Raw genomic sequence first — 26,497 nt, 5'->3', positions numbered from 1 at the left:
AACATGGACAGCGTGGTCTTCGGGCGCGGATTTATCGTTTCCCCTTTCTGCGACCCCGTCCGGGGGGGTGTCCTTCTTCGCCTTAAAGGTTTTTACCCCCTTTTCGCAGGGCGGGACGGTCCAGGGAGAAGAGGGACAGGTCCAGCCCGGGTTTTCCGGCGGTGATCCATTGACACAGCGCCTCGCCGAGGGCGCTGGAGAATTTGAAGCCGTGGCCCGTCAAACCGGCGGCGATGAGGATCCGTTTGTCTTCCGGATGGCGATCGATGATGAAGTGTTCATCCGGCGTCCGGGTATAGATGCAAACCGAGCCGCGCAGACGTTTGCCGGCGGCCTGCGGCAGCGTTCGCTCCAGGAATCGGCGCAAATCCCCCTCGTCTTCCGGTGCGCCGCCGAAGGTGCGGTCGAACCGGTCCGGATCGATGGGAGGCCCGCCGTCGTGACGCCCCACCTTGACCCCGCTTCCTTCGAAGCTGGGAAAACCGTAATACTGTTCCTCCGGAAAATCGAAGAAGAAAGCGGGAAAGCGGCGGGAGTCGTACAGCCGTTCATCGCACCGAAACCAGCCGACCGTTTTCCGCACGGGCGTGAGGGGCAGGGAGAGATCGGACAACAGTTTGCCCGCCCAGGCCCCGGCGGAGACGATCGCCCGCTCCCCGTGGAAGACGCCTTCCCGGGTCCGCACGGTGATGCCGCCGGCTTCCCCTTCGATGGTCAGGACGGGGGAGCTTGTCAGGAGTTCGGCGCCCAGGTCGAGGGCGCGCCGCCGGAAAGCGCGGAGGCAGGCTTCGCTGAACAGCACTCCCGCATCGGGTTCCAGGCATCCGATAAAGCTTTCCGGTATCGCGATCCCCGGCCAGCGCCGCATGATCTCTGCCGAAGACAGCCGCTCGAGGGGGAGGGAATGGGCCTTTGCACCGGCGATCACTTCCTGGATGAAGGAAGAGCCGGGAAAGCCGACCCCCAGGACGCCCGTCTTGGCAAACAGCTTTTCCCCCGCTTCCTCCTCCAGTTCATACCACAGCTGTTGCGCCCTGAGGGCCAGGGGGATGTACTCCCGCCCCTCACCGTAAGCGTGGCGGATGATCCGCGTCTCCCCGTGGTGGCTGCCGTCGGCGTGGGGCGGGTTGTGAGCATCGACCATCAGGACCCGAATCCCCCTTTTGGCGAGAAAATAGCCTGCCGCCATCCCGACGGATCCGGCACCGACGACGATCACGTCATAGCGTTTTCCCATGTCGGATCATCCTTTCGCGTGAAAAATCCGGCGAAGGGCTGAAACCTCGGGCCCTGTGCCGCGGAAAGACGTTGGTCCGGACGAAGGGAAGGGGAGTCCGGTCTTCAGCTTTCCCTTGAAAACCGGTATATCCCCCCGAAGATGCTCCAATCCTCATCCCGTTCCGCCCCGGAAAGGGAAACGAGAAAGGGCCTTTCTCCCCGGGATCCCAGGATCCTGGCCACGGGCCCTTCCCCGATCGGGGCGCAGAACAGCAGATTGCCCCCTGAAAGCTGCAGTTCCCGGCAAACCGCGTTCAAGATTTTGTCCACATATTCCCTTTTGGGATTCAGATCGAAGCCCTTTTCCCATTTTGCCGCGCGGCCGAGGTCCCGGACGGCGACGGCGACGTGCTTCAGCCGCAGATTTCCCGCCGGATGGGGCGCGATGGCGCTGCGCCGGCTGAGATCCTCTCGCCGCTCTTCGTCGGATTGCTCCCACCGGATCAGGAAAGGGGGAGGCAGTTCATCGTCCGGGCCTTCGGGAAACAGCAGGGACCAGCGGAGAAGGGTGCCGTCGGGACGGGTGCGGCTGCCGGGGAAGGGGCCGGAGGTTTTCCAGCCCTGTTTCTCAAGAAGGCGGGCTGCTTCCGCCAGATCGTCCGTCCGCAGGGCGATCCGCGCCGGCCCTTCCCCGTGGGACAAGTCTTCCAGGGCTTGCCGCACCAGGGAATTGCCCTTCGCTTTTTCGGCGACCGCGGGATTTTCCACGCCCAGATATTCAATGTAGCTCAGGTCGAAGTAGCAGAGGGTGTTGGCGGTTCCCCAATCGGGGTGGCTGCCGCCTTCCACCGCATGGATCCCGCACTTCCGGGCGGTTTGCATCGCTTTTTTCGGGTCGCGCACGAGATGGACAAGATGATCAAAGGCGTACAACAGGGTTCACCTACCCGGAGGAGTGTGCGCCGAAAGGCTGCGCCGCTTTTATCCTGTCCGGATGATGCAACCGGCGTGTCGCGGTCCCCTTTCGGCGATGGAACCGATTCCAAAGGGATGTGTGGAGGAGATGCGCGTTTGGGATCAAGATTCTTGGTTTGTGCGCCATTTTCCTGCCTCTTTGGAAGAAACGGGGAGGATCCTCGCCCTGTTCCCGGATATTTTTGATGGAGGGCTCAAAGCGGAGAGGGGATGGAGGCGGACAAGAAAGCTTGACCCGTTTTTGTGGTCGATGATGAATGGGCAAACTGCCTGGAAGGGGAAGCGGCCCGCGGAAATTCAGTTCCGCCAGGGATTGAAGCCCTTCGGCGGGATCGATGCGGCTTTCTCGACTGGATGCTGCCGGGGATTGAGCGCCTCGATGTGTGCCGGCGGATCCGCTTCTCCAAGTTCCGATCCTCTTTTTGACGGCCAGGTCGGAGGAAGTGGACAAGCTGCCGGGATTGGAGCTGGGAGGGGATGACCCGGATCCGGGCGGTGCTCCGGCGGACCCGGACCGGAAAAGGTCGCGGGGAGGGGAATTCGGAAGATGAGCGCCTTCTGCGCGGGCCGCTGGAGTCGGTGTGCCGGGTCACAAGGTGTGGCTGAATGGGGCTGTTTTCGATGATTTCTTCCATCTCCCGGCGGGGGCTGTATGCGGGATGAGATCTTCATGGCATCGATTATCGCGGGCATTTTTCGAAGGGGACATTTTCATGGGAGAGATTCGCAAAGCCGATGGGCGTCGAACGCCTGCATGGAGGAACTTTTTGTGGGTGGTGTTTCATGCCCCTGAAAACTCCTTGGAGGGGCTTTCGGAAGTGAGCGTGGAACTTTCTTCTCTTTTGGCTTGCTGTCGATTTTCGGTTACTTTTTGATTCACGGCCTGCGGGGACGGAAGGCCAACTGATTTACGGCGCCCTGCTGGCGGCGGGTTTTTTTGGGTGGCCGGCATTTGTGGGGAAAATGGCTCTTATCTGCAGGGGAACGCGGACGGTGGAGAGAATTGCTTCCGGATTTGCCCAAGTGTTGGTTCCCGGGATCGCCTGTATTTCTTGTGGGAGAAAGACAACGGGTTTGTGATTGTCCAGTGCGCCGTTGGGCTCCTTTCTGAGGTGATCGCTTTCGGAGGAAAGCGGGTGGGATGAAATGTGTTTGCTTCATCACCCCAGAAAGCGTCAGGGAACCGGCGAAAGCCGAAAGCCTCATTCGGCGCGGAGGATGCGCCGAAGCATTCCTCCGCCGGGTGTAGCGGCAGCGGGGCAAAGGGAACTGTCGGGCTTTCCGGGCTGGAACGGTGCGGCGCAAATGGCTTTATTTGATGATCCGCTGTGAGCTCCACGCCATGTTCACCGACACGGCACATCAAGCTTTTTGCCGCAGGCGACAGGGAGCGCGGGGGAAATGGCGGAATCCGCAAAAATACCCCGGTGAACCGGAACACCGGGGCAAGAGATAGCCGCTATGTGGAACCGCCACCCCCGGGAGGGACCATCCTGATCCACCCGTTGGCGTCCAGTATCTTGAGGAACTGCACCAGTCTCGGCAGCACCGGTTCCGCCTCGGAGCCGAAAGCCTGCTCCAAGGCGTCCGCCAGGTCCTGTACGGTGCGGGTTCCGTCGCAACGGGACAGGACGAAGCTGCCCAGTTCATCCAACCGGACCCGGATCGCCTCCGGCTGGCCGAGCCACCGGATGGAGAGGCGTTCCAGCCATCCGGTTCGAGGAACCACCAGGGTGAGGCGCTCCTCCTCGCCGGGGGACGGCTCCAGGAGACAGCCCTCCCTGAGGATCGGTTTCAGGACGAGCATGTTTTTTCGCTTTTTCCTGCTGAACACCGGCATACACCCCATCAAGGGTTTGTGTGAAGGGCAGGGGAGGGGAGCCGTCCGTGGAACTCCTCTCCCTTGTTTTTCCCCGATTCGAAGGCGGAAATCAGCTTCGGCTTGACGCCTTGTCGGAGGATGCCCGGCGGGCGATGTACCACAGGAGCAAGGTGACGGCCAGGAACATGGCACAGGAGATCCATCCCTTTTCGCTGGCGGGACTTTCCGGAATCGGCACGCCGGCGACGATCAGGATGGCGATCACCACGCCGATCAGGGATTCGCCGGCGATCAGCCCGGAGGCGAAGAGGACGCCCGCGTCTTTGCGGAGCCGCCTGAGCCCCTCGTCCTTGGTGAAGAAATCGATCAGCCAGCGGACCGCACCGCCGATGATGATCGGGGTGCTCACGTGGACCGGCAGGTAGACGCCGACGGCCACCACCAGGGAATTGAGCCCCAAAAATTCGATGACGACGGCGATGGCCGCGCCGAGGAAGATCAGATCCCAGGCCATGCTGCCCTGCATCATGCCCTCGATGATGGTTTTCATCAGGACCGCCTTCGGTGCGAGAAGCTCCTTGGAACCCATTTCGTAGGCCTGATCCAGGATGACCAGGACCGCACCGATCACGAGGCCGGAGGCGACGACGCCGATCATCATGGCCAGCTGCTGTTTCCAGGGCGTTCCGCCGACGAGATATCCCGTCTTCAGATCCTGGGAGATGTCCCCGGCCACGGCCAGGGCGGTGCAAACCACGGCCCCCACCGTCAGGGCGGCCACCATGCCTTCGACCCCGCTCATGCCGGAGATCTTAAACAGGAAGGTGACGATCAGGATGGTGGCGATCGTCATGCCCGAAACCGGCGAGGAGGAACTTCCGACGATCCCGACGATGCGGGAGGCGACGGCCACGAACAGGAAACCGAAAACGGCGATGGACAGGGCGCCGAGGATGCCCACGTTGGTGACGGGGGCGAAGGCCAAAACGATGACGACGACCAATGTGCCCAGTCCCACCCACTTCAGGGGGATATCCTGATCGGTCCGAGCCAGGGCTTGTCCGCTCAGACGGTATTCCCGGGCGCTCCGGGCGGTGTCCCGGATGGAGCGGATCAGGGTGGGCAGCGTTTTCACCATGGTGATCAGGCCCGCCATCGCCACGGCACCGGCTCCGATGTAGGTGATGTATCCCTGCCAGATGCCCCAGGCATCCAATTCGGCGATGGGGGCTTCAGCGGGGAAAATCGTCTCTTTCGACCCGGCGCCGAAAAAGCTGATCATCGGGATGAGAACCAGCCAGCCGAGCAATCCGCCCGCCAGCATCTGTCCCGCGATGCGGGGACCGATGATGTAACCGACTCCCAAGAGGGCCGGATAGATGTCGATCCCGATCACGGCGTTTTTAAAGTTGGCGATCTGGGTTTCCACTTCCGTTTTGAACAGCTTGAACCCGTCGCCCAGGGCCTTCACCAGCCCTCCCGCCAGGAAGCCGCCGGCCACCAGGCGGGCATTCCTTCCTCCCGTATCCCCGGTTTTCAGCACTTCGGCGCAGGCCGTTCCCTCGGGATAAGGCAGGGTGTGATGTTCGTTCACGATCAACAGGCGGCGGAGGGGCACCATCATGAACACGCCCAGAAATCCGCCCGTCAGGACGATGAAGACGATCATCGCCTGACTGGGGGAAAGGTCCCAGAGGAAAAGGGCGGGCAGGGTGAACACGGCTCCCGCTCCGATCGCCTCCCCGGCGGTGGTCATGGTCTGCACGATGTTGTTTTCCAGGATGGAATTCCGGCGGAAAAGCCCCCGCAGGATTCCCATCGAGATCACCGCGGCGGGGATCGATGCCGACACCGTCATCCCGATTTTCAGGCCGAGATAGGCATTCGCGGCGCCGAACACGATCGCCAGCAGAATCCCCAGGCCGCAGGCCAAGAGGGTCAGTTCAGGCAATGATTTGTCAGGGGATACATAGGGGACGAATTCCGTGTTTCGAGGGTCGGATTCCTTCTTCATCGTCTTCTCCCTTCTTTCAAGAGTCCGGAAAAACAACACGAAAGGGGAAGGCCGACCGCGGCGCCTTCAGGCGCTGCGGCAACCTCCGCCGACCAAGAAAAAGGATTTTCATAATCAGAAAAAACTTTTTAAATATTTTAGATGCAATCACAAACAGGACAAGGATTTTTTTGAATCTTTCGTTGGTTGTTTTTCCGTATCTTATAATACTATTCTAAAGGACTGCCGAAGGAGGAACAAATGAATAATTTCCCATAATTTATATAACAGATTTAAATAACTGGACATTGAACAAAGGGATGTGTCGTGTTTGTCCGCCGGTTTCCGGGAATGAATGATAAGAAAACGTCAAGGGAAAGGAGCGGTACCGGGATGAAAGGGATTCAAATCGGTGAGGCCGAGATCCGGCTGAAGCAGGGAGACATCACGAAGGAAGAGGTGGATGCGATCGTCAACGCCGCCAACTCGGGGCTGTTGGGAGGGGGCGGGGTGGATGGAGCGATCCATCGGGCGGGCGGCCCTGAAATCATGGAGGAGTGCCGGCAAATCCGCGCCCGGGAAGGGGGGTGTCCCACCGGCGAAGCGGTGGTGACCGGAGCGGGAAAACTGAAGGCGCGTTACGTCATCCATGCGGTCGGTCCGGTGTGGCAGGGCGGCGGAAAGGGGGAGGAGGAACTGCTCCGCAGCGCATACCGCAACAGCCTGAAACGGGCGGCGGAACGGCGGCTGAAAACCGTCGCCTTTCCGTCGATCAGCACCGGCGCCTACGGATATCCGGTGGAAAAGGCGGCTCCGGTCGCCTTGTCGGAGGTCAAGCGGTTTTTGGAAGAGGAGGAGCATACCCTTCGGGAAATCCGGTTCGTGCTGTTTAACGAGGAAACCTACCGGGCCTATGAAGGGGCGCTGGACCGGTTGAGGGCGTAGGACCGGCACACGGTCCCGCGGAAAGCGTCCGCCGAAGCAGGGAATTTGGCGAGCGCGCGCACTCTGTTCCCCGGGATCCTTCTTCCGCCTTTTGGCTCATCGGTTTCGGGGCCGCGCTTCAACGGTTTTTGACCGGAAGCAAGCGATTTTTCACGTGACCGCTTTGATCGAAAATCAAACCGCCGGGAGCTTGCTCCCGGCCGAATTTTGGTGCTTGCCTATTCTCTTTCGCGCGTTTCCTCCAGCTTCCGCACGGTATCTTCGTCCGGAGTGACGTACAGCGTTTTCTGATGGTCGTAGATGACAAATCCGGGACGGGCCCCTGCGGGTTTCCGCACATGTTTGACCAGGGTGTAGTCCACCGGGACCTGACTGGAATTACGCGCCCTGCTGAAATAGGCCGCCAGGATGGCCGCTTCCCTGAGGGTGGCCTCGCCGAAGCGGCGGGAGCGGATGACCACGTGGGAACCGGGAATCTCCTTGGTGTGAAGCCAGGTGTCGGTGGAGGAAGCCAACCGATGGGTCAGGTAATCGTTTTGTTTGTTGTTTTTGCCGACCAGGATGGGGATGCCCTCCGATGAGCGAAAAGCCGCCGGCTTGGGGGGCTCCTTTTTCTTTTTGCGGGGCGCGGCGGGGGAGGGGCGAAGCCATCCCTCTTCCTCCAGTTCCTCCCGGATCTGCGCCACTTCCGAAGGCGAGGCGTTTTCCAGGGAAGCGAGGACGGACTCCAGGTATTGGATGTCGGAGCGGGCCTTGGCGATCTGCTCTTCGCTCCATTTTTGCGCCGCCTTCAGCTTGTTGTATTTCTTGAAAAAGCGCTGGGCGTTCTCCGAAGGGGACAGATGGGGTTCCAGGGGAATGGTGACCGGGGGAGCGTCCGGTTCGTAGTAATTGGTGACCGTCACCGCGTCGGCCCCGCTTTTCACCTCGTGCATGTAAGCGGTGAGCAGTTCCCCCCAGATCCGGTAGGTGTCCGCCTTTTCGGCTTCATGCGCCTCTCTTTTTAGGACCTCCAATTTCTTTTCGTTTTTTGCGATCTCGTTTTTCAATTTGCGGATCAAATCCTGGGCCTGCTGCCGCACCCGGTCCTGTTCCGCCCTTCCGGCGAAGACCGCTTCCAGGCACCCGCTGACGGAGGGGAAGGAGGTTCTTTGCCCCTCCAGGTGAGTGAGATCCACTACGGAAAAGTGGGTTTTTCCCCCTTGAACCACCCGGTTGGGGTGATAGCGGTGGTTTTGGATGTCGGACATGACCTCGGAAAAGGCTTCCCACAATCGCTCGCGGCTCCCGATCCCGGCCCGGTGGACGATTTCCCGGGCGACGAGGGGGCCGAGGCCGGCGAAGCGTTCCACCAGCTGTTTGTCCATGCGGCCCCGGTTAAAGTCGAGGGATTTGAAAAAGGTTTGACGGTCGATGGAGAGCGGATGCCGCTTGTTCTGTTCGGGAGGCCTCCGGTACCGGGCGCCGGGCACCACCTGGCGGTACTGGCTGACGGCCGGGGTGACGCGGCGGACGGCGTCGAAGATGGTTTCCGTCTCGGGATCGATCAGGATCACATTGCTGTGGCGGCCCATGATTTCCACCACCAGACGCCGGATCACCTCATCCCCCAGCTCGTTCCGGGTGCGGATGTCCACATGGACGATCCGGTCCATCTCCACCTGCTTCACCCGGTGGACGATGCCTCCCTCCAGGTGTTTGCGGAGAAGCATGCAGAACATGGGCGGCTCCTTGGGATTGTCTGTCCGCTCCCGGGTCAGGTGAAAGCGGGGGTAGGCCGGATGGGCGGACAGGATCAGCCGATGGGTTTCCCCCTGGGAACGTATATGGAAGAGAAGTTCATATTCACCGGGTTGGTAAATTTTCGTCACCCGGCCGCCCGCCAGGGCGTCTTGCAGTTCGTGCACCACGGCGCGGGTGACCAATCCGTCGAAGGACATGAGAACCACCTCCTTGGGGAAGGCGGCCTGCCCCGGCGCCTCTCCGGAAAGGGGCTTTTCCTGCCCGTCGGAGAAGGTTCGCGGCCGCTGGTGTCTACGATACATGGAACGGGGCGCTTGGTCAACCCGGGAGAAGGCCGCTGCGGTCGGATCATTCGTGCCGCTTTTCCATGACGTGGATCCCGATGCCCATCAGAATCACGCCCATGGCGACAAGCATCGTCATCGGTTCCGCCACCTCCCGCCATCCCCAGCCGTAGACGGCGACGCCCTTCAGCATCTCCATCGCATAGGTGATGGGCACCAGCTTGGAGAGAAACAGCAGGACGTCGTTGGAGACGATCTCGATGGGCCAGAAGGCTCCTCCCACCATGGCGGAACTGATCGCCAGCAGGGGGACGGCGGCATCCAGATGTTGAGGGGAACGGATGAAGGCGCACAGGCAGATGCCCAGGGCGATGGTGACGAAGACGTAGGGGATGCACAGCAGGAGCACCATGCCGAAGGATCCGCCGAAATCCATGCGAAACGCGGTCCGGAACAGGGTGAAGATGAGCGCGATCTGTCCGTATCCCAGCAGGAAACCGAAGAGGAGATAGGCGAAAAAGATCCGCGCCCTGCTGACCGGCGTGATGATCATCCGGTCCCAGATCCCCTCCTTTTTCCGCTGCAGAATGCGGCCGACGGTGTAGGTGATGGTGTAGATGGCGTAAAACAGTGTCATGCCGAAGACGGCTTGGGCCTGCGCATCATAGCGGAAGCCTCCTTCGGTGCGGAAGGTGGTGACCGACAGCATCAGGGGAGGTTGCTTCAGATATTCCGCCACCTCTTTTTCCACTTTCTCCGGCGGTTGATTCAGCTGTTCGGCAGCGCGTTTGATCCACCTCTGCTGTTCCAGCGTTCCGCGCACCAGCTGTTCCACCACCGACACATCCATCGCCCGGTGGGGTGCCAGGAGACGGTAGCCCGCTTCGGTCAGTTCCAGGGCGATGACCGATTCACCGGCGTCGATTTTCCGCAGGGCCTCGTCGGCTTCCACCGCTTCGAAGGAATCGGGTTTGTATCCGTTCAATCGCTCCACCAGCCGGTCCACTTCTCCCTGGTCCATTTCTTCGCTGAAGACGGGGATCGTCCAGTCCTGTGTCACCTTTTGGCCGAACGTGGCGGCAAAGAGCACGGTCAGAAGGAGCATCAACAGGTACATGGTCGGCCGCCTCAGCACCTGGCGGAACTCGGCCCACAGGATTGCCCTCATCGGACCCTCCCCCTCTCCGGTTTGAGGCCGGCCGCTGCCAGGAGGAGAGCGGCCGCCCATCCAGCCAGCACCGTCAGGGGATTGGTCAGGTCTTGCGGGGAGGCTCCTTGCATCGCGCCCAGGTAGGCGGTCAGCGCGGCACCGTTGGGGATCCATTCGCCCAGCCGGGCCAGCCACTCCGAAAGGATGTTCATTTTGAAGAAGCTGCCCCCGAGAAATCCGAGGATGACGACGATACTGGTGGAGAAGATTTCCACCACCCAGGACGTGTTGAAACGGAAGCTGAGGGCCATCAGAAACACCGCCAGGCTTCCCGCAACAAAGGCCAAAAGGAAGGTGACGACCAGGAAGGAGGCGGGATTCTTCCAGGTTACATCAAAGGCCAGGGCGGCATATCCGAACAGGGTGAAAAGTTGGATCAAGGCCAGCAGAAACGTGGCCAGCCACTTTCCGGCCCAAAAGCGCCACGCCGGAACTCCGGCCAATGCGATCCGGTCCAGGGCCCGGTTTTCCCTTTCCTCGGAGGCGATACGGGCGGTGAAGGCGGCGGCGTGGAGAAGAAACATGGTGCTCATGCCCACGGTAAAATATTCGAAGGAAGAAAGGGGTTTCCGCCCCTCCAGGGTGGTGATCTCCCCCCGGATGGAGGGAGTCGGATCAGGGGCAAAGAAGTCCGGATCCAACTTTTTGGAACCGGCGAGTTCCAAGCTCCGATAAATGGCGCCGGACCGGTTGATCTGCTCCCGGAAGGATTCGACGGCGCTTTTCAGCCATTGCCCCTGAAGGAATCGGCTTTCATTCAGTTCCAATTTCAGAGAGACGGCGCTTTTCTCGCGGAGGAAAAGGGAGCGCCACAGGCTAAGGTCAAAATCCTTCGGGATGGTGAGGATGCCTGCGAAACGCTCGTCCCGAAGGACGGAATCCCGCTCCCCGGGGGAAATTTCCCGGACCGCAAAAGCCCTTTTCCCTTTTTCTCCCTGCAGCACCTTCCGGACCAGAATATCCGAAGGGACAAAATGTTCCGCCTTATCCACCACCCATAAGCGCTCCTCCGGGGAGAGGGGCGAACGGGCCAGGTCCTTCTTGAATTGTTCCAACTCCTTTTTCACGTTCCCTTCCCGAATCACCGCCACCTGGGCGGTCAGGGGTTTCGGTTCCGGATTCATCACCCCTCCCAGGGCGTATCCCAAAATGGCGATCAAGACGGCCGGCATCACGAGCAGCGTCGACAGTTCCCTTTTCACCCGAATCAAGTGGAGCAAATCTTTCTTGATCAGTGCCCAGAGCATGCTCTCCCCCCCTTTTTAATCCCGCAGGGCTTTCCCGGTGAGATGCAAAAAGACATCTTCCAGGGAAGGGGATTGAATGTTCACCGAGGTGACGGTGACGCCGTGTTCCCGGGCGAGCCGGAAGAGGTCGTCCAGGAGGTGGGCCGTTTTCGGCGCGATCAGGGTGACGGCTTGTCCCTCCGACGACAGCGAGCGGACGGCCGGCAACCGCCTCAGGGCTTCCACAAAGGAAGGGGGAAGAGATTCCGCTTTCAGTTCGATGGTATGATCCGAACTGAGGATCGATTTCAGCTCTTCCGGTGTTCCCGAGGCGATGATCCGCCCTTGGTCCATGATGTAGATGCGGTGGCAAAGCACTTCCGCCTCCTCCATGTAATGGCTGGTGTAGAGCACCGTCATCCCCTTTTCCCGGTTGAGGCGCCTTACCGTCTCCAGGATGTGGTGCCTGGATTGGGGGTCGATGCCCACCGTCGGTTCGTCCATGATGACAAACCGGGGCTCATGGAGGAGAGCCAGGCCGATGTTGAGCCGCCGCTGCATTCCTCCGGATAAGGTGCTCACCGGGCGGTGGGCTTTCGCTTCCAGCCCGACCAGTTCCAACACTTCGTCCACCCGGACCGCGAGGCTCTTCCCCTTCAGACCGTACAGACGGCCGAAAAATTGCAGATTTTCCCGGGCGGTCAGATCCGGGTACAGGGCCAGCTGTTGGGGGACCATGCCCAGTATTTGCCTTAAGGGAGCGGGGGAGGCGATCACGCTTTTTCCGTAAAGCAGCACCTCGCCCCGCGTCGGCGGTATCAGGGCGGCGATCATGGCGATGGCCGTGGTTTTTCCCGCGCCGTTGGGACCGAGCAGGCCGACAATCTCTCCCCGTTCGATGAACAGATTGATGCTGTCCACCGCTTTGACCTCCTTGAAGTGCTTGGTCAGATCCTGGGTTTCGAGCATGGGGCGCATCCTCCTTTCCGCAGTTTCGACTCCGGTTTTGTCCGGGCCGCGGCCGGAGGCCGGCCATGTGGAGCACATAGACCATGCTCAAGGAAATGTTGCACATGATTTTTCAAAAAGAACAGCAGGGCGTCATGGGCCGCGATGCGGTCCCTTGTCTGGAGCCCCGGCCACTGGATGAAGGGATCCAGCAGAAGGCGGGTCGCCCACTGAAAAACCGCCAGTTGGGCGATGAACACGCCGGGCCGATCCCTGCTGAATTGGACGGAGCACCGCTCGCCGAATTCCCTCCGGAAATCTCCTCGGGAAAATTCCCGCACGGGGCAGAAGGAGCCGGGCCGCCAGCAGGGCGACTTCCATCCATGCCGGGGTTTGCAGATGGTTCCACATCTGATAAAAGCGGAGGGAGGAGAAGACGAGCGGGAGAAGGTCAGGGACGGATGGCGGCAGAAAAAGGCGATGGAAGACGTGAGCGTTCGAATTCCCGCAATTCCGGTCTCCATCAAAGGGGATATCGGATGATCTCTCGTTTTTTCCCGTTTATTTTACCTTCCCCCTCCCTTTTTCAGATACTGCCGGCGGTCACAAACAGGGAAACGCCCCGTGACTTCGGTCATGGTTCCGGCGTCATCCAAAAAGGAAAAACCTTGCCCGGGCATCAGGCAAGGTCGTTTTTCAGGGCATAGATGGCCAGTTGGGTCCGGTCGCGAAGTTCCAGTTTCTGCAGAATCTGGCTGATGTGATTTTTCACCGTTCCCACCGAGAGGCCGAGTTCGTCGGAGATTTCCCGATTGGACAGCCCCTCTCCCACCAGGCGGACGATGGTTCGTTCCCGGGGGGTCAGCGGGAGGTCCTGCGTTCGGGTCTCCGCTTTGGGCCGGGTCAGGAGGCGGGGCATCACTTTGGCGGCCACCGTGTCGTGAAGGATCATCCCGCCGCGTAACGCGCTGTGGATGGCCTCGATCAGCTTTCGGGGTTCCGCGTCCTTCAGCAGGTAGCCGCAGGCCCCGAGTTCAAGGGCTTTTAGGGCGTATTCGTCGTCGTTGAAGGTGGTCAGCACCAGGATTTTGGCGTCGGGACGGCGCGACCGGATTCGCCGGATCGCCTCCAGTCCGGAGAGGACCGGCATGCGGATGTCCATCAGGGTGATGTCGATCAGGTGTTTTTCAAACTGTCGAACCGCCTCTTCTCCGTTTTCCGCTTCCGCCGCCACCTTCAGCCGGGGATCCTGTTCAATGATCATCTTCAATCCCTGGCGCACCAAGTGCTGATCTTCCACCAGCAATACGTTGGGCATGGATATCCTCCTTTTCATCGAGGGGGATGATTCCCCGGACCGTGAACCGCTCCCGGGACGGGACGATTTCCACTCTTCCCCCCACTTGTTCCACCCGCTCCCGCAGGGCTTTCAATCCGAACCCTTCCCGGTAAGGCTTTGCTTCCCGGATGCGGTTGCTGACTTCGAAGCGGATGCTTTTTCCGCCGGGGAGGTCCAGGCTGACATCCACTTCCCGGGCGAAGGAGTGGCGCATGGCATTGGTCAATCCCTCCTGAATGCCGCGGTAGATGGCCACGCATTTGTCGGCGGAGAGGGGGACGGACAGCGCTCCTTGTTTGGCGGTGAAGTTGACCCGGATTTGGCTGTCGGTTTCCAGCCGCCGGATCAGGTGAATGACGGAAGAAAGGCCCTGGATCTCCTTTTCATGCAGAGTCCGCACCGCTGTCCGGATTTCCTCCAGGCTCTTCTTGGCCAACGCCTTGATCAGGGCCAAGCGGTTCTCGTCCCGTCCGGACTGTTGCCGGAGGACCTCGATCTGGATCAGCAGGGCGGTCAAGTGATGTCCGACCGAATCATGCATGTCACGGGCGATGCGGTTGCGCTCTTCGATGCGCGCGTTCTGTTCCCCTTCGTAGGCCCGCCGTTTCAGCCGGCGGTATTCGCCGGCGAGGCCGACATACATCTCGCGGCGCTCTTCCGCCGTTCTGCGCCATTCACTCCCCTTGATTCCGGCGAAGGCGAGGAGACACAGCAAAAAGAGGTGAAAAGTCAGCGGAAGTGCCTGTGTCTGTCCCGCGTAGGGGAGAAGGGAAGCGAGGGCCACTCCGGATGCCGCCGGGGTTTTGTCCCGATCATCGGCCGCAAACAGGCATTCCAGCAGCAAAAGGTAATAGAGGAGAAAAGGGATCACGCTCTCCCCCGATGTGAACCACCGCTGGGCGGAGGCCGCGGCCAGGGCGGAGCCGATCAGGAGCCATCTCCCCCGGGAAAATAGAGGGGTGAGAAAATAAAAAGAGAAATACAGGGCACACGCGGCCAAAAGCCAGGGACGGCTTTCCGCGTTTTCGGCTTCGCTGGTCCAAAGGCCGATCCAGAGGAAAACCTGCGCCCCGATCCGGATCAGGAACCCTGCGATTTCCCTTCCCATCGGTCAGCTCCTTCCGATTTTGTCAATATTATTATACGAGAAATTGAAAAGGAGGGAAGAAGGCGACGAGCCGCCGGAAGGTTTTTGAAAGAAGACGAGGAGGGGCACGCGCAACAGAAGGCGCATGCCCCTTACCTGTTCTGTCGCGCATTTTCCCGGTCTTGTCGGCGGGATTCATCTTTTACGGCCTGTCTGAATAGAAGTAGAGAGGAGAGGTTGGACAAAGGGGGCGTCGATGTGTCGGAGAAAAGTCGCTGGGTGGAGTGGGAAGCCGACCGGGTGGCGGCCCACTTTGAAGTGGATCCCGCCGTCGGCCTGGACAGGGGGGAAGCCGAGAGAAGGCTGAAGGCGGTGGGACCCAACCGGCTGAGCGAAGGGAAAAAGATCTCTCCCTTCATCGTGTTTCTCAACCAGTTCAAGGATTTCATGGTGCTCGTTTTGCTGGCCGCCACGCTCATTTCGGGGCTTTTGGGCGAATATCTGGATGCGGCGGCCATCATCGCCATCGTCTTTTTAAACGCCATCTTGGGCTTTGTGCAGGAGGTGCGGGCGGAGCGGTCCCTGGCGGCGCTCAAGGAGCTGTCCGCCCCGACGGCCCGGGTGCTGCGCGGAGGGGTGTGGGAGCGGATTCCCGCCGCCGACCTGGTGCCGGGGGACATCGTTGCCCTGGAGAGCGGGGATCGCATCCCGGCGGATGTGCGCCTGATCCGGGCGGAGAGCCTGTACGTGGAGGAGTCGGCGCTGACGGGGGAATCCGTTCCGGTGAGCAAATCGGCGGAGCGCCTGCCCCGGGCGGACGTGCCCCTGGGGAACCGGAAGAACATGGGCTACATGGGGACGATGGTGGTCCGGGGGAGCGGAACGGGCATCGTCGTCCACACGGGGATGGAGACGGAGATGGGGCGGATCGCCCACCTGATCCAGACGGCGGAGCAGATGGAGACGCCGCTGCAGCGCCGCCTGGAGCAGCTGGGGAAAGTGCTGATCGTCGTGGCGCTGATTTTGACGGGCATGGTGGTGGTGGCCGGGGTGCTTCACGGCCACGGGCTTTATGAGATGTTTTTGGCGGGGGTCAGCCTGGCGGTGGCGGCCATTCCGGAGGGGCTGCCGGCGATCGTGACGATCGCGCTGGCGCTGGGGGTGCAGCGGATGATCCGGCGGAAGGCGATCGTGCGCCGGTTGCCGTCGGTGGAGACCCTGGGCTGCGCCACGGTGATCTGCTCGGACAAGACGGGGACCTTGACCCAGAACAAGATGACGGTCACCCGGGTGTGGGCGGACGGCCGGCTGTACGAGGTGACGGGAACGGGCTACGAACCGGAAGGCGGATTCCGGCTGGAGAAGCGGGAAGTGTCCCCCCGCCGGTCGGAGGCTTTGCGGCGGCTGCTGGAGATCGGGGTGCTGTGCAACAACGCCGCCCTGGTGCGGGAGGAGGGCGGAGGCATGCTTCGCCGGAAGAAGGGAGGGTGGCGCATCGACGGGGATCCCACGGAGGGGGCTCTGCTGGTGGTCGGAGCCAAGGGGGGCATCCGCCGGGAGGAGATGGACCGCCGGTGGAAGCGGGTGAAGGAGTACCCCTTCGACTCGGAGCGGAAACGGATGTCCGTCCTGGTGGAGGGGCCGGGGGGCGAGCGGATGCTGCTCGTCAAGGGGGCGCCGGATGTGCTGCTGGAGCGGTGCACCCACATTCTCCGGAACGGGAAGGCGGTGCCCCTCAGCCGGGAGCAGCGGGAGGAAGTGCTCCGGATGAACGCGCAGCTGGCGGCGATGGCCCTGCGGAACCTGGCCTTCGCCTTTCGGGAAATTCCGGCGGGGAAGGACCCCGGACCCGAGGAGAGGGCGGAGCGGAACCTGGTGTTTGTTGGCTTGGCGGGGATGATCGATCCGCCGCGGGATGAGGTGAAGGAGGCGATCCGCCGCTGCCGGCAGGCGGGCATCAAGCCGGTGATGATCACCGGGGACCACAAGGGGACGGCGGTGGCCATCGCCCGGCAGCTGGGCATCCTGACCGAAGGGGGCCTGGCCGTCGAGGGGCGGGAGCTGGACCGCATGGGCGAGTCCGAGCTGCAGGAGAAGGTGAATCGCATCGACGTGTATGCTCGGGTTTCCCCGGAGCACAAGCTGCGCATCGTGAAGGCCCTGCAGAAGGAGGGGCACGTGGTGGCGATGACCGGGGACGGGGTGAACGACGCGCCGGCGATCAAGGCGGCGGACATCGGCATCGCCATGGGGATGACGGGGACCGACGTGTCCAAGGAAGCCTCCTCCCTGGTTTTGGCCGACGACAATTTCGCCACGATCGTGGCTGCGGTCGAAGAGGGGCGGAGCATCTACGACAACATCCGCAAGTTCATCAGCTATCTTTTGGCGAGCAACGTGGGAGAGATCCTGGTGATGTTTCTGGCCATGCTGGCGGGTCTGCCCCTGCCTTTGGTGCCGATCCAGATTTTGTGGGTCAACCTGGTGACGGACGGATTGCCGGCGATGGCGCTGGGGGTGGATCCGGCGGAGGAGGATGCGATGCGCCGTCCGCCGCGGGACAGCCGGGAGAGCATCTTCGCCCGGGGGGTGGGCTGGAAGATCGTATCCCGGGGGTTGTTGATCGGTCTTTTCACCCTGGGGGCGTTCTGGGTGGCCTACTGGGAGTCGCCCGGCGACCTGACGCGGGCCCAGACGGTGGCCTTCAGCACGCTGGTGCTGGCGCAGCTGGTCTACGTTTTCGACTGCCGGAGCAGCCGGTCCATCTTCCACCGGAACCCCCTGGAAAACCGCTCCCTGGTGCTGGCGGTGTTGTCTTCCGTCCTGATCCTCTTTATCATAATTTATTGTGCGCCCCTGCAGCCCATCTTCCACACCACGGCCCTCGGTGCCCGGGAATGGATGCTGATCATCGCCGCGTCGACCCTTCCCATCCTGCTGGCCGGGGGAGTCGATGTGGTCAGAGGGATGAGGCGTGCGGAGCGCAAATAGGGAAAAAACGATGTGAGGAGTTTGTGGGATGACCTGGAGCTTCACCAAGATGCAGGGGCTGGGCAATGATTTTGTCGTGGTTTCCCGTTCCGCCCTGCCGGAGGATGCGCCGGAAAGGGCCCGCGCCCTCTGCGACCGCCATTTCGGCGTGGGCGCCGACGGGTTGGTCTTCGTGTTGCCCTCGGAGAAGGCCGACGTGGCCATGCGCATCTTCAATCCGGACGGGACGGAGGCGGAACAGTGCGGGAATGCGGTTCGCTGCGTGGCCAGGTATTTTTTTGAACGGATTTCGGGAGAGAAACGGGAGCTGACGGTGGAGACGCGGGCGGGACTGCAGCGCGTGGGGCTGGAGGTTTCGAAGGGGCGGGTGGTCGCCGTTTGCGTCGACATGGGACGGCCGATCCTGAAGGGGCGGGAGATTCCCACCGCCATCGACCGGGAGAGGGTGGTGGAGGAGCCGCTGGAGGTGGACGGCGCCCGGTTCCGGTTTACCGCCGTTTCCATGGGAAACCCCCACGCCGTCGTACGGGTGGAGGATGCGCCCTCCTTTCCGGTGGAGAAGTGGGGGCCCCGGCTGGAAACCCATCCGCTCTTTCCCCGGAAAACCAACGTGGAGTTTATCACGGTCCGCTCTCCCCGGGAAATCGACATGCGCGTCTGGGAGCGGGGGGTCGGTCAGACCCTGGCCTGCGGTTCCGGCGCTTGCGCCGCCGTGGTGGCCGCCGCCCTGGCGGGCAAGGCCGAACGGGAGGCGACGGTCCATCTCCTGGGCGGGGATTTGCACATCCGATGGGATGAGAAAAGCGATCATGTCTTCATGACCGGCCCGGCCGAGTTTGTGTTTGAGGGAAAATGGCCCGGCCCCGAGTGACAGGACGCGGGGGAAGGTGGTTTTCCCGAAGACGAGATCGCCCTTGCGGAAATCGCGCCCGTTTTGCACTTCGCGGAGGGTGCCGCCCCTTCTTCGGGGCGGTCCGGAGCGTTTCCGGGAAGGCGTGAGGCCGGTCCCCCGCTTTTTGACTGCGCCGATGTTTCGGCGCTTTTTTTCGCCGGCACCTGGGCTTATGGTTCTCTCCGGGGAATTTGCCGCATGGCCGCCCATCGCGGTGTGGGCCGGTTCTCACGCGGGAACGTGGCCGAGATGTTTGTCGTTTCAGGCGGAAGCCCAATCTCTTTTTGTTAAAAATTCTAAAAAAAGGGATTAACACAAAAGTTGACGTTTCCGTAAACGTTAAAATAAAATAAAAAAAGAAGATTTCGTCTCGGAGGAGGACGATGTCCGAATATACGATTTCCGACCTGGCTCGGATGTACGATATCACCACCCGAACGATCCGCTACTATGAAGAGTTGGGCCTCCTTCAGCCGAAGCGGATCGGCGCCCGCCGGATCTATTCGGACCGGGACCGGGTGCGTCTGAAGTTGATATTGCGGGGTCGGCGTCTCGGTTTTCGCTTGGACGAAATCCGTGAGATGTTGGAATGGTATGATCTCGATCCCACGGAAGTGTACCAGTTGCGGGAGGTGATCCGGAAGGGAGACGAAAAGCTGGCGCAGATTGAGGAGCAGATACGGGAGTTGCAGGCCGTCCGCGAGGAGCTCCTGGAACTTCGCGAGCAAATGCAGCAGCTGCTTGAAGAAAAAACCCGGGGAGGAAGTACATGATGCAATTTCAGTCCTACGCCTACGGTCAAAATCATTGGCGGAAGGACCGGGATTTACAGGTGGTCCTTTCCCGTTACTGGCCCGCCTGGCGGGAACATGCCGAGGAACTGGAATCTTACGGCCTGCTCGCCGGAACCGAAATCTACGAAGCCGTGTACCACATTGATCATGATGCGCCGCCGGTGCTGGTGATGCACGATCTGGACGGAAACCGGGTGGATCGCGTCCGTTTGAGCCCCGTGGAATCCCGGCTGCTCAAACGGATTGCGCCGATGAACCGGCCGCCCTATGAGGGAGGAAGCTGGCACCACCATTTTGCCCTGGGCTATCTTGTCGCCGATCCGGGGCTGTACTGCGTCATCACCATCACCGGACAGACGGTCTATGCGATTCACAAGTATGCTCCGGAACACGCGGAATGGAAGGAGAAATTGCTCTCCGGGGAAGCCTTCGGGGCGACCTGGATGACGGAAAGCCAAGGGGGAAGCGACCTCGGCGCCAACCAGACGGTGGCGCGCTTTGACGGGGAGGTGTGGCGCCTCACCGGAGACAAGTATTTTGCCAGCGGAGCCGGTTTGACGGACCTGGCCCTTGTGACGGCCCGGCCGGAAGGAGCGCAGGCGGGTCCCAAGGGATTGGCGCTGTTTCTCATGCCGCGCCTTGATCGTAGCGGGAAACTGAACTTTCGGGTGCGCCGCCTGAAGGACAAGAGCGCGACGCGGGCGGTTCCCTCGGGAGAGGCGGAGCTGGAGAACAGCGAGGCTTATCTGGTGGGGCGGGCGGAGGAAGGCATTTATTACACCCTGGAAAATCTCACCGTCTCCCGACTGGCCAATGCCATCGGAGCCATGGGAGTCGCCAAGAAAGCGCATCTGGAAGTGGAGGAGCGGGTTCGCCGGCGCAGTTCCTTTGGAAGGCTCCTCAAGGATCATCCCCTGATCCGGAGGGATCTGGTTGATCTGGCGGTCCGGATGGCCGGGGGAACCGCGTTGGCCTTCCACGCCATCGATGCCTTCGACCGCTCCTGGCACGAGCGCCCCCCCTATTCGGCGGCCTATCATTACGCCCGGTTCCTCAGCCATATGGCGAAAAACCGGACCGCTGACCACTCGGCGGAGATCACCCGGATGGCCATGGAATTGTTCGGCGGCCTCGGATTTCTGGAGGAATATGCGGTGGCCCGGTGGCACCGGGAAGCCCTGATCACGCCGATCTGGGAAGGGCCGAGCAACATCCAGGCGCTGGATCTGTTGGAAGCGGTGCAGAAAAAGCGGGCCCACGAAAAGTTTTTGGCCGAATTCATTCCCCTCCTGGAGCGGATCGGCACCCCCGAGGCGAAGGAGGCGAAGGAGGCGATCGAAGGGGTGTTTGAGCAGGCCGCGGGGGTTTCCCCGGAGGCGGCCCAGTGGTATGCGAAGCATTGGGTGGTTCGCCTGTCCGATGCCGCCCAAGTGGCCTTGCTCTACGATCTGGCGGATCACGGCGGGGAGCGGTACGCTCGATTGGCTGAGCTTTATGCCCGGCGCTTTCTAAAAGGGGAGGAATACCCCGACTGGGCGATGCAGGAGCCTCAAGTGTGGGGAGGAGAAATGGTCGATGAAAAAGTTCGTCGTGCATGAGCTTTTGCGCCACACCCTGGTGAACCGGCCGGATTCGGAGATCGTCAGCGGCCAGGTGCGTCTGACCTATGAAAAGATGTATGAGCGGACCCTGCGGTTGGCCGACCGGCTGGGGCGCATGGGGATCGGCCGGGGAACGGTGGTGGGGGTGATGGATGTCAACAGCCACCGCTATCTGGAGCTCCACTACGCCCTGTCGATGCTCGGCGCCGTGATCCATACCCTCAATTTCCGGCTGTCGGGGGAGGATCTCGCCTATACCATCCGCCACGCCGAAGACGAGTGGCTCTTTGTGTGGGACGGATTTGCCGAGGCGGCAAAGCCGCTGCGCCGTCTGGTGCCCAATTGGGTGTGGCTGTCGGAGGACGCCGAAGGTCCCGAACCGGGCACGCCCGCCTACGAGGGGCTGGTGGAGGAGGGGAGGGCTAAGGAGCCTGAATCTGCGGACGATGTGGACGAAACCGCTCCATATTCCCTCTTTTACACCACGGGCACGACCGGCCGGCCAAAGGGGCTTCTGTACCGCCACCGGGATATCTTGTGGGCCTCCCTGCAGATGGCCCACCACCTCGCCCTGCACCGGACCGGTGCGTCGGTGAGGAGCGATGATGTATTCATGCCGCTGATCCCCTTTTTCCACATCCACGGTTGGGGCACGACGATGTTCGTCCCATACCTGGGGGCGAAGCTGGTGCTGCCCGGTCGGTCGGGACCCCGGGAACAGCTGGAACTGATCCGGAGGGAAGGGGTCACCTGGAGCAACATGGTGCCCACCCAGCTCCAGATGCTGCTCGGAGAGCTCGGGGAAGGGGAGACGCTTTCCCTCAAGGTGCTGACTGGAGGAAGTCCCCTACCCACGGGACTCGCCCGGAGGGCCCGGGACAGGGGAGTGTCGTACTCCCTGATCTACGGGGGATCGGACCAGCTGGGGGCGAGCATTGCCGTGGTTCCCGAGGGGATGGACCCGGCATCCCCGGAGGCGGATCAGATTCTGGCCACCCGCATGCGGGCCCTGCCGATGGTGGAGATCGAGGTGCGCGACAAAGGCGGGAACCCGGTGCCCCGGGACGGACAAACCATCGGGGAAGTCTGGGTGCGCAGCCCCTGGCTGCCCTCGGGTTACCACAAGGATCCGGAGCGGTCCAAGGAAACCTATGTGGACGGATGGTTCCGGAGCGGGGATCTCGCCGTCCGGCATCCGGACGGTACCCTGTACGTGGTGGATCGGGAAAAGGATGCGGTCAAAAGCGGCGGCGAATGGATTCCCTGCGGGGTGTTGGAAAGCGTTTTGTCGGAGCATCCCAAGGTGGAAGCGGCGGCGGTGGTCGCCAAGCCCGACGAGCGCTGGGGGGAGCGTCCGCTCGCGGCGGTAAAGGTCCGGGAACCGGTGGAGAAGGAGGAGCTGACCCGATATCTCGAAGAACGGGTGAAGGAAGGGCGGATCGCCAAGTTTTGGGTACCCGACGACTTCGTGTTCGTGCAGGATTTTCCCGTCACCAGCGCGGGGAAGGTGCACAAGGTGGCCCTGCGCGAGAAGTTGGGACTGGCATGATGGAGCGGCTTATAGGCGCAAAGCTCAAGACGGCGCAGGCGTCGGCATAGCCGGCGCCTTTTTCCTTTTCGGCATCAGCTTCAGAACGTGTGCCGCCTTTTGTAATTTATTTTGGCGCTTTTTATTGTCTCCCATATTCTCACTTAGCTGAAGGGCTTTTCCTCCGAATGGAAGGGCTTGGCTTCTACCTGTTGGGCAAGTTGAGGCAATGGTGTGTACTGGCGATTGCCCATTTGCCCTTTTCGTTGTTGAGAAAAGGGAGGTTCGGCTATGAATTCGTGGCTGAAGCGATTGAAGGTGATGGGCGGATTCAGCCGGCCCATCGGCGCGGATCGCAAACCGTCGAATACGTAGTTGTTCTTGCGGCAGGGGCTCTGCTGGCCGGATTGTTGTATGCGTTTATCGCGGAAGACGACGGGGTGAAAAACGCCCTTCGGGAGAAGATTGAGCAGATCCTTGCGTTCGAGGAAACCCCGTCCGGAACGATGCCGAAGGAGACCGGCAGTAACCAACCGGATTCTTTCAACGCCCGTGATCGAAAAGGAGAGGAAGATGGTGGCGGTTCATGGTTTAAACGTGCGTGGACCGGATCGGTGGACCCGACGGAAGGATCGCCGTCCCATTTGTCGAAGGATCGATCCAACCCTCTTGCAGCGGTTATGCAAGCTTTCGGAAATTCATTGGATCGGGTGATGCATCCGAAGACCCCCTTCGACTATTTTCGAAGTTTGACATTTCAACGAACCTTGTTCGGCGGGGGGGAAGTGGACCGGTTCTTGTCTGCTCTGATCATCGCGAACGATTTCGGCATCGAGGCGGCCAATCAAACGGATCCCAATGAAACGGTCACGCTTTTCGGACAAGAGGTCAAACAGCGGACGGTTTTTGACATCGTGCTGGATTTCAATCCGATCAAAGGTCTTCAGGAAGCCTTGGACGGAAGGAACTATGTGACCAACGAAAAATTGGGTCCCTTCAGCAGGGCCGTATCGGGGGTCACCTCCCTGCTCAGCTTCGTTCCCGGTGAGGGGCAGGCTGTGGGCCAAGTAATGAAACAAGGGATAAAACAAGCGGGGAAATATACACTGGAGCCGGCTGTTAAAGGGGGTTTTAAGCAGGCGGACCGATGGTTAAAGGGGAAATTGGTCAAAATTACTAAAGTCGACTCACATAAAGTTGTCAATGATTTATCTGATTTCAAAAGTAGAAAGATGACTTTCGGAAATCAAACATTCATGATTGATAAAAAGGGTATGAAGCATATTCTTCAAAGGCATCATCCAAAATATTGGGATGGATCTGTAAAGTCGAAACAAACATTTCTGGATAAGGATATGACGATAGATGAAATTACAATAATCATTCAGGAAATCATGAAACAAAACCGCGATACGCTTATTAAAAAAGGAAATAAAGGTAGCTATCAAATAGAAGGAACAGTAAATGGTGTTCAGTACGTGGTCGGATTGAACAGGGGGCGAGTAGGCCAATTTTATAAGAAGTAAGGAGCAGGACTACGTCCCAAACATCATGGAATTTGAAAGAGGTTTGTTATATCGGGAGTGATAAAATAAATTGAACGGAGAAAAGGAGAATAGAAAATAGCTCGGCGAATAGCCTTGGTGCATCAGCCCACAGCAAACAAAGGAAAACAAGTCTTATCCTGCCACGAAAATCCGCGAACAATGGGGCAATTCCATGATGGGAGGTCGTTTATGTGGTTATTATCAAATCATTTATTGTTCGACCTGGAGTGATTATAACTGATTTGGAGGAAACGAGCGTAAATCCCAAAAAATATTTCATTGATTTGGATGATAAAGGGGAGCTTTCGAAAATTGCCGATATGTTGGATCCATACTACATAAATGGAGCCATATTGATTCAATACTGCGGCGAAATGATCCTGGGCTTTAAACATTGGGATTTAGTAGATCAGTTATGGTCTTATTTAATTGATATGGTAGATGAATTGTTGATTTCAGGAAAATCATCAACATTGTTCCCTGATCAACCGCTCAAAATCGAGTTTGTGAATCGTTCTTCTGATTCCATGCTGTTGAGGTGTGATCAAGATCAATGGATTTTGCCCAAGATCGAGTTTTTATCAACCCTTTTAAAATCAGGAAGATATTTTTTTGAGACACTTGCATCGTTATTCATTATGAATGGTAATGATTACTGTAATGAGGTTAAAAAGATTGATAAGATAGAAAAACATTTACTAAAAATAACCAAACACGATTAAAAAATGGACCAAACTGCTGGTTGATGTACGATCCTGCGCGATTGAACCGGGCTTTCTTGGCACGGCGCAATCGGCATCGCACGTTAGCAGGGCCGTATCGGGGGTCACCTCCCTGCTCAGCTTCGTTCCCGGTGAGGGGCAGGCTGTGGGCCAAGTAATGAAACAAGGGATAATACTACAGTTGTACTTACGGAGAAAGCAATCGCTTTCTGTAATGATAAAACCGAGACATGGCTTGATGTCGCCTTCGCCAATAAAACCAAGCCCAAATATGAATCAACGGAACAACTTGTTGCCAAAGGACTTTTTCCAGGAGCCGTCGCACTTCCGGAACCGTCAAGGGCATCGCAGTCCCCGGCTGCGTTTGAATGCAGTCAAGCTCTGGAAGGAACCCCTCCCCTTTTTTCGGAGGTCCGACGGGATTCCCTGTGCCCGCATGACGGTTAAAAAGGCATGGGCAACCATGGCCAAGGTAATGTGTCGGTGCCATCCCGTCCATGAACGAACCTCATAGTGATCCAGACCCACTTCCCCTTTGGCTTCCTGAAAACATCGCTCCACCGCCCAGCGGGCTCCGGCCACCCGGACGAAGGATGTGAGCGGAGTATCTTTGGGGGCATAGACGATATAGTACGCGTAGTCTTCTTTTTCATCCGGATGACGACGAATCAGCAGCCATCGCTGCCACTGTGGAGCATCGGGACAGTTTAGAGGATACCGGACCCACTCATATTCCCGGGGTCCTTTCGCGCCGTTTCCACAAGAAAGACGTACCCAAGCGGTTTCCTCGGTTCCAAGAGCCAAATCCCGCACCCGGTGGGTCTTCCAGCCGATACAAACCGATTCCTTGGCCGAGACGGCGAGGACATAGGCTTGCCGTTGTTCCTCCAACCACAAACGCAAACGGCGGTCACTGCCATACACCGTGTCCCCGGTTACCCATTGCACGGGTAGGCCGGCTTGGAAAGCATGCTGCAACATCTGCCGTGCCAGCTGAGGTTTGGTGGCAAAGCCTGTTTCCTTGGGAATCCCGGCTTTCCGGCAACGGGGAGGATCTTCCGTCCAGCTTTTGGGCAAGTACAGACGGCGATCGATCAACGTGGAACCTTTTGGGGAGACATAACAGAGAAAAACACCGATTTGGCAGTTCTCAATCCGTCCGGCCGTTCCGCTGTACTGACGTTGCACGCCTGCGGATTGATTCCCTTTTTTGAGAAAACCGGTTTCATCCACGACAGCGATCCCTTCGGGGTGGGCCAAGTGTTCCAAGACATATTGCTGTAAGTCGTCCCGAACGGCATCCGCGTCCCACCGGGCCCGCCCCAACAGGTGCTGAATGCCGTAAGGAGTGGGATCCCCGGCATACTCGGCCAACTGCCACCCGTTCTTCCGTTCCACGGAACTTAACAACCCACGAAGATAGGACTTACAACGTTGCCGTGCTTCGGAGCGGGCAAAGTGAGCTCCGATTCGTTCAGCCAAGGTTTCAAAGGACTTTGCCCAATTAGATATTTCGTTGCACGACGGATGGAGCGTTTTACGGGAATCTCGCGGGGTCAATGGAGTTCCTCCCAAATCTTTCTCGTTCAGTCGAGAGTATATGCAATAAATCTACTATTTGCAACTGTAGTA

Annotated in this window: 20 protein-coding genes and 1 pseudogene; 10 read left to right on the top strand and 11 right to left on the bottom strand. The window is 59.7% G+C overall.

Annotated elements, in window-relative coordinates; all coding sequences use genetic code 11:
* Nucleotides 1–82 precede the first annotated feature (82 nt).
* Nucleotides 83–1,237 (bottom strand): N-methyl-L-tryptophan oxidase, encoded by a 1,155-nt coding sequence (solA, locus tag BM063_RS13375; RefSeq protein ID WP_092039938.1) that lies wholly within the window; start codon nucleotides 1,235–1,237, stop codon nucleotides 83–85.
* A 104-nt stretch (nucleotides 1,238–1,341) separates the two neighbouring features.
* Complete coding sequence (locus BM063_RS13370; RefSeq protein WP_092039935.1) at nucleotides 1,342–2,151, bottom strand: VOC family protein; 810 nt, start codon at nucleotides 2,149–2,151, stop codon at nucleotides 1,342–1,344.
* 387 nt (nucleotides 2,152–2,538) lie between these two features.
* Here BM063_RS13370 and BM063_RS18025 point away from each other — a divergent pair.
* Nucleotides 2,539–2,675, top strand: a pseudogene (locus BM063_RS18025) (response regulator); the annotation flags it as partial.
* 977 nt (nucleotides 2,676–3,652) lie between these two features.
* Here BM063_RS18025 and BM063_RS13365 read toward each other — a convergent pair.
* Nucleotides 3,653–4,027 carry a PqqD family protein gene (locus BM063_RS13365; RefSeq protein WP_092039993.1) on the bottom strand — a complete coding sequence of 125 codons (375 nt, stop codon included), beginning with the start codon at nucleotides 4,025–4,027 and terminating at the stop codon, nucleotides 3,653–3,655.
* A gap of 97 nt (nucleotides 4,028–4,124) precedes the next feature.
* On the bottom strand, nucleotides 4,125–6,029 hold the full coding sequence (locus BM063_RS13360; protein WP_092039932.1) for an OPT family oligopeptide transporter: 1,905 nt from the start codon (nucleotides 6,027–6,029) through the stop codon (nucleotides 4,125–4,127).
* Nucleotides 6,030–6,401: 372 nt separating this feature from the next.
* Here BM063_RS13360 and BM063_RS13355 point away from each other — a divergent pair, with 372 nt between their 5' ends.
* Nucleotides 6,402–6,953, top strand: a complete 552-nt coding sequence (locus BM063_RS13355) for an O-acetyl-ADP-ribose deacetylase (protein ID WP_092039991.1) — start codon at nucleotides 6,402–6,404, stop codon at nucleotides 6,951–6,953.
* A 218-nt stretch (nucleotides 6,954–7,171) separates the two neighbouring features.
* On the opposite strand, the gene BM063_RS13350 is transcribed toward BM063_RS13355, so the two are convergent.
* The 4 genes from BM063_RS13350 to BM063_RS13335 all read right to left on the bottom strand — a co-directional run bounded on the left by BM063_RS13350 (nucleotide 7,172) and on the right by BM063_RS13335 (nucleotide 12,385).
* The gene (locus tag BM063_RS13350; protein WP_092039929.1) at nucleotides 7,172–8,893 is read right to left on the bottom strand and encodes an Rqc2 family fibronectin-binding protein; all 1,722 of its coding nucleotides are present in this window, start codon (nucleotides 8,891–8,893) and stop codon (nucleotides 7,172–7,174) included.
* 151 nt (nucleotides 8,894–9,044) lie between these two features.
* The gene (locus BM063_RS13345; protein WP_177199163.1) at nucleotides 9,045–10,148 is read right to left on the bottom strand and encodes an ABC transporter permease; all 1,104 of its coding nucleotides are present in this window, start codon (nucleotides 10,146–10,148) and stop codon (nucleotides 9,045–9,047) included.
* Entirely contained in the window at nucleotides 10,145–11,437 is a 1,293-nt protein-coding gene (locus tag BM063_RS13340; protein ID WP_092039923.1) for an ABC transporter permease, read from the bottom strand. The genes BM063_RS13345 and BM063_RS13340 overlap by 4 nt, the downstream gene beginning before the upstream one ends.
* Nucleotides 11,438–11,452: 15 nt before the next feature.
* Entirely contained in the window at nucleotides 11,453–12,385 is a 933-nt protein-coding gene (locus BM063_RS13335) for an ABC transporter ATP-binding protein (protein ID WP_092039919.1), read from the bottom strand.
* An 83-nt stretch (nucleotides 12,386–12,468) separates the two neighbouring features.
* On the opposite strand from BM063_RS13335, the gene BM063_RS17355 reads away from it, so the two are divergent.
* Nucleotides 12,469–13,071 carry a hypothetical protein gene (locus BM063_RS17355; RefSeq protein ID WP_143085361.1) on the top strand — a complete coding sequence of 201 codons (603 nt, stop codon included), beginning with the start codon at nucleotides 12,469–12,471 and terminating at the stop codon, nucleotides 13,069–13,071.
* Here the strand turns inward: BM063_RS17355 and BM063_RS13325 are convergent.
* Nucleotides 13,044–13,682 carry a response regulator gene (locus tag BM063_RS13325; RefSeq protein WP_092039913.1) on the bottom strand — a complete coding sequence of 213 codons (639 nt, stop codon included), beginning with the start codon at nucleotides 13,680–13,682 and terminating at the stop codon, nucleotides 13,044–13,046. The two genes, BM063_RS17355 and BM063_RS13325, sit on opposite strands and share 28 nt — an antisense overlap.
* On the bottom strand, nucleotides 13,618–14,811 hold the full coding sequence (locus tag BM063_RS13320; protein WP_092039911.1) for a sensor histidine kinase: 1,194 nt from the start codon (nucleotides 14,809–14,811) through the stop codon (nucleotides 13,618–13,620). Before BM063_RS13320 ends, BM063_RS13325 begins: the two co-directional genes overlap by 65 nt.
* Before the next feature lie 237 nt (nucleotides 14,812–15,048).
* On the opposite strand from BM063_RS13320, the gene BM063_RS13315 reads away from it, so the two are divergent.
* The 7 genes from BM063_RS13315 to BM063_RS13285 all read left to right on the top strand — a co-directional run bounded on the left by BM063_RS13315 (nucleotide 15,049) and on the right by BM063_RS13285 (nucleotide 24,865).
* Complete coding sequence (locus BM063_RS13315; RefSeq protein WP_281246706.1) at nucleotides 15,049–17,781, top strand: calcium-translocating P-type ATPase, SERCA-type; 2,733 nt, start codon at nucleotides 15,049–15,051, stop codon at nucleotides 17,779–17,781.
* 28 nt (nucleotides 17,782–17,809) lie between these two features.
* Entirely contained in the window at nucleotides 17,810–18,652 is an 843-nt protein-coding gene (gene dapF, locus BM063_RS13310; protein WP_092039909.1) for a diaminopimelate epimerase, read from the top strand.
* 404 nt (nucleotides 18,653–19,056) lie between these two features.
* Nucleotides 19,057–19,446, top strand: a complete 390-nt coding sequence (locus tag BM063_RS13305; RefSeq protein ID WP_092039906.1) for a MerR family transcriptional regulator — start codon at nucleotides 19,057–19,059, stop codon at nucleotides 19,444–19,446.
* On the top strand, nucleotides 19,443–21,065 hold the full coding sequence (locus tag BM063_RS13300; protein ID WP_245752275.1) for an acyl-CoA dehydrogenase family protein: 1,623 nt from the start codon (nucleotides 19,443–19,445) through the stop codon (nucleotides 21,063–21,065). Before BM063_RS13305 ends, BM063_RS13300 begins: the two co-directional genes overlap by 4 nt.
* A complete protein-coding gene (locus tag BM063_RS13295) occupies nucleotides 21,043–22,617 on the top strand; it encodes an AMP-binding protein (RefSeq protein ID WP_092039901.1) in 1,575 nt (524 codons plus the stop codon). The genes BM063_RS13300 and BM063_RS13295 overlap by 23 nt, the downstream gene beginning before the upstream one ends.
* Before the next feature lie 167 nt (nucleotides 22,618–22,784).
* On the top strand, nucleotides 22,785–24,122 hold the full coding sequence (locus BM063_RS13290; RefSeq protein WP_092039898.1) for a pre-toxin TG domain-containing protein: 1,338 nt from the start codon (nucleotides 22,785–22,787) through the stop codon (nucleotides 24,120–24,122).
* 212 nt (nucleotides 24,123–24,334) lie between these two features.
* Nucleotides 24,335–24,865: a hypothetical protein gene (locus BM063_RS13285; protein WP_092039895.1), complete on the top strand. Its 531-nt coding sequence runs from the start codon at nucleotides 24,335–24,337 to the stop codon at nucleotides 24,863–24,865.
* Between the two features lie 336 nt (nucleotides 24,866–25,201).
* Here BM063_RS13285 and BM063_RS13280 read toward each other — a convergent pair whose 3' ends face one another.
* Entirely contained in the window at nucleotides 25,202–26,377 is a 1,176-nt protein-coding gene (locus BM063_RS13280) for an IS701 family transposase (protein ID WP_143085363.1), read from the bottom strand.
* Nucleotides 26,378–26,497 lie beyond the last annotated feature (120 nt).

It is taken from the genome of Planifilum fulgidum (genome assembly GCF_900113175.1).
Lineage (GTDB): Bacteria > Bacillota > Bacilli > Thermoactinomycetales > DSM-44946 > Planifilum > Planifilum fulgidum.
This window is presented reverse-complemented; position numbering and strand designations above follow the sequence as displayed.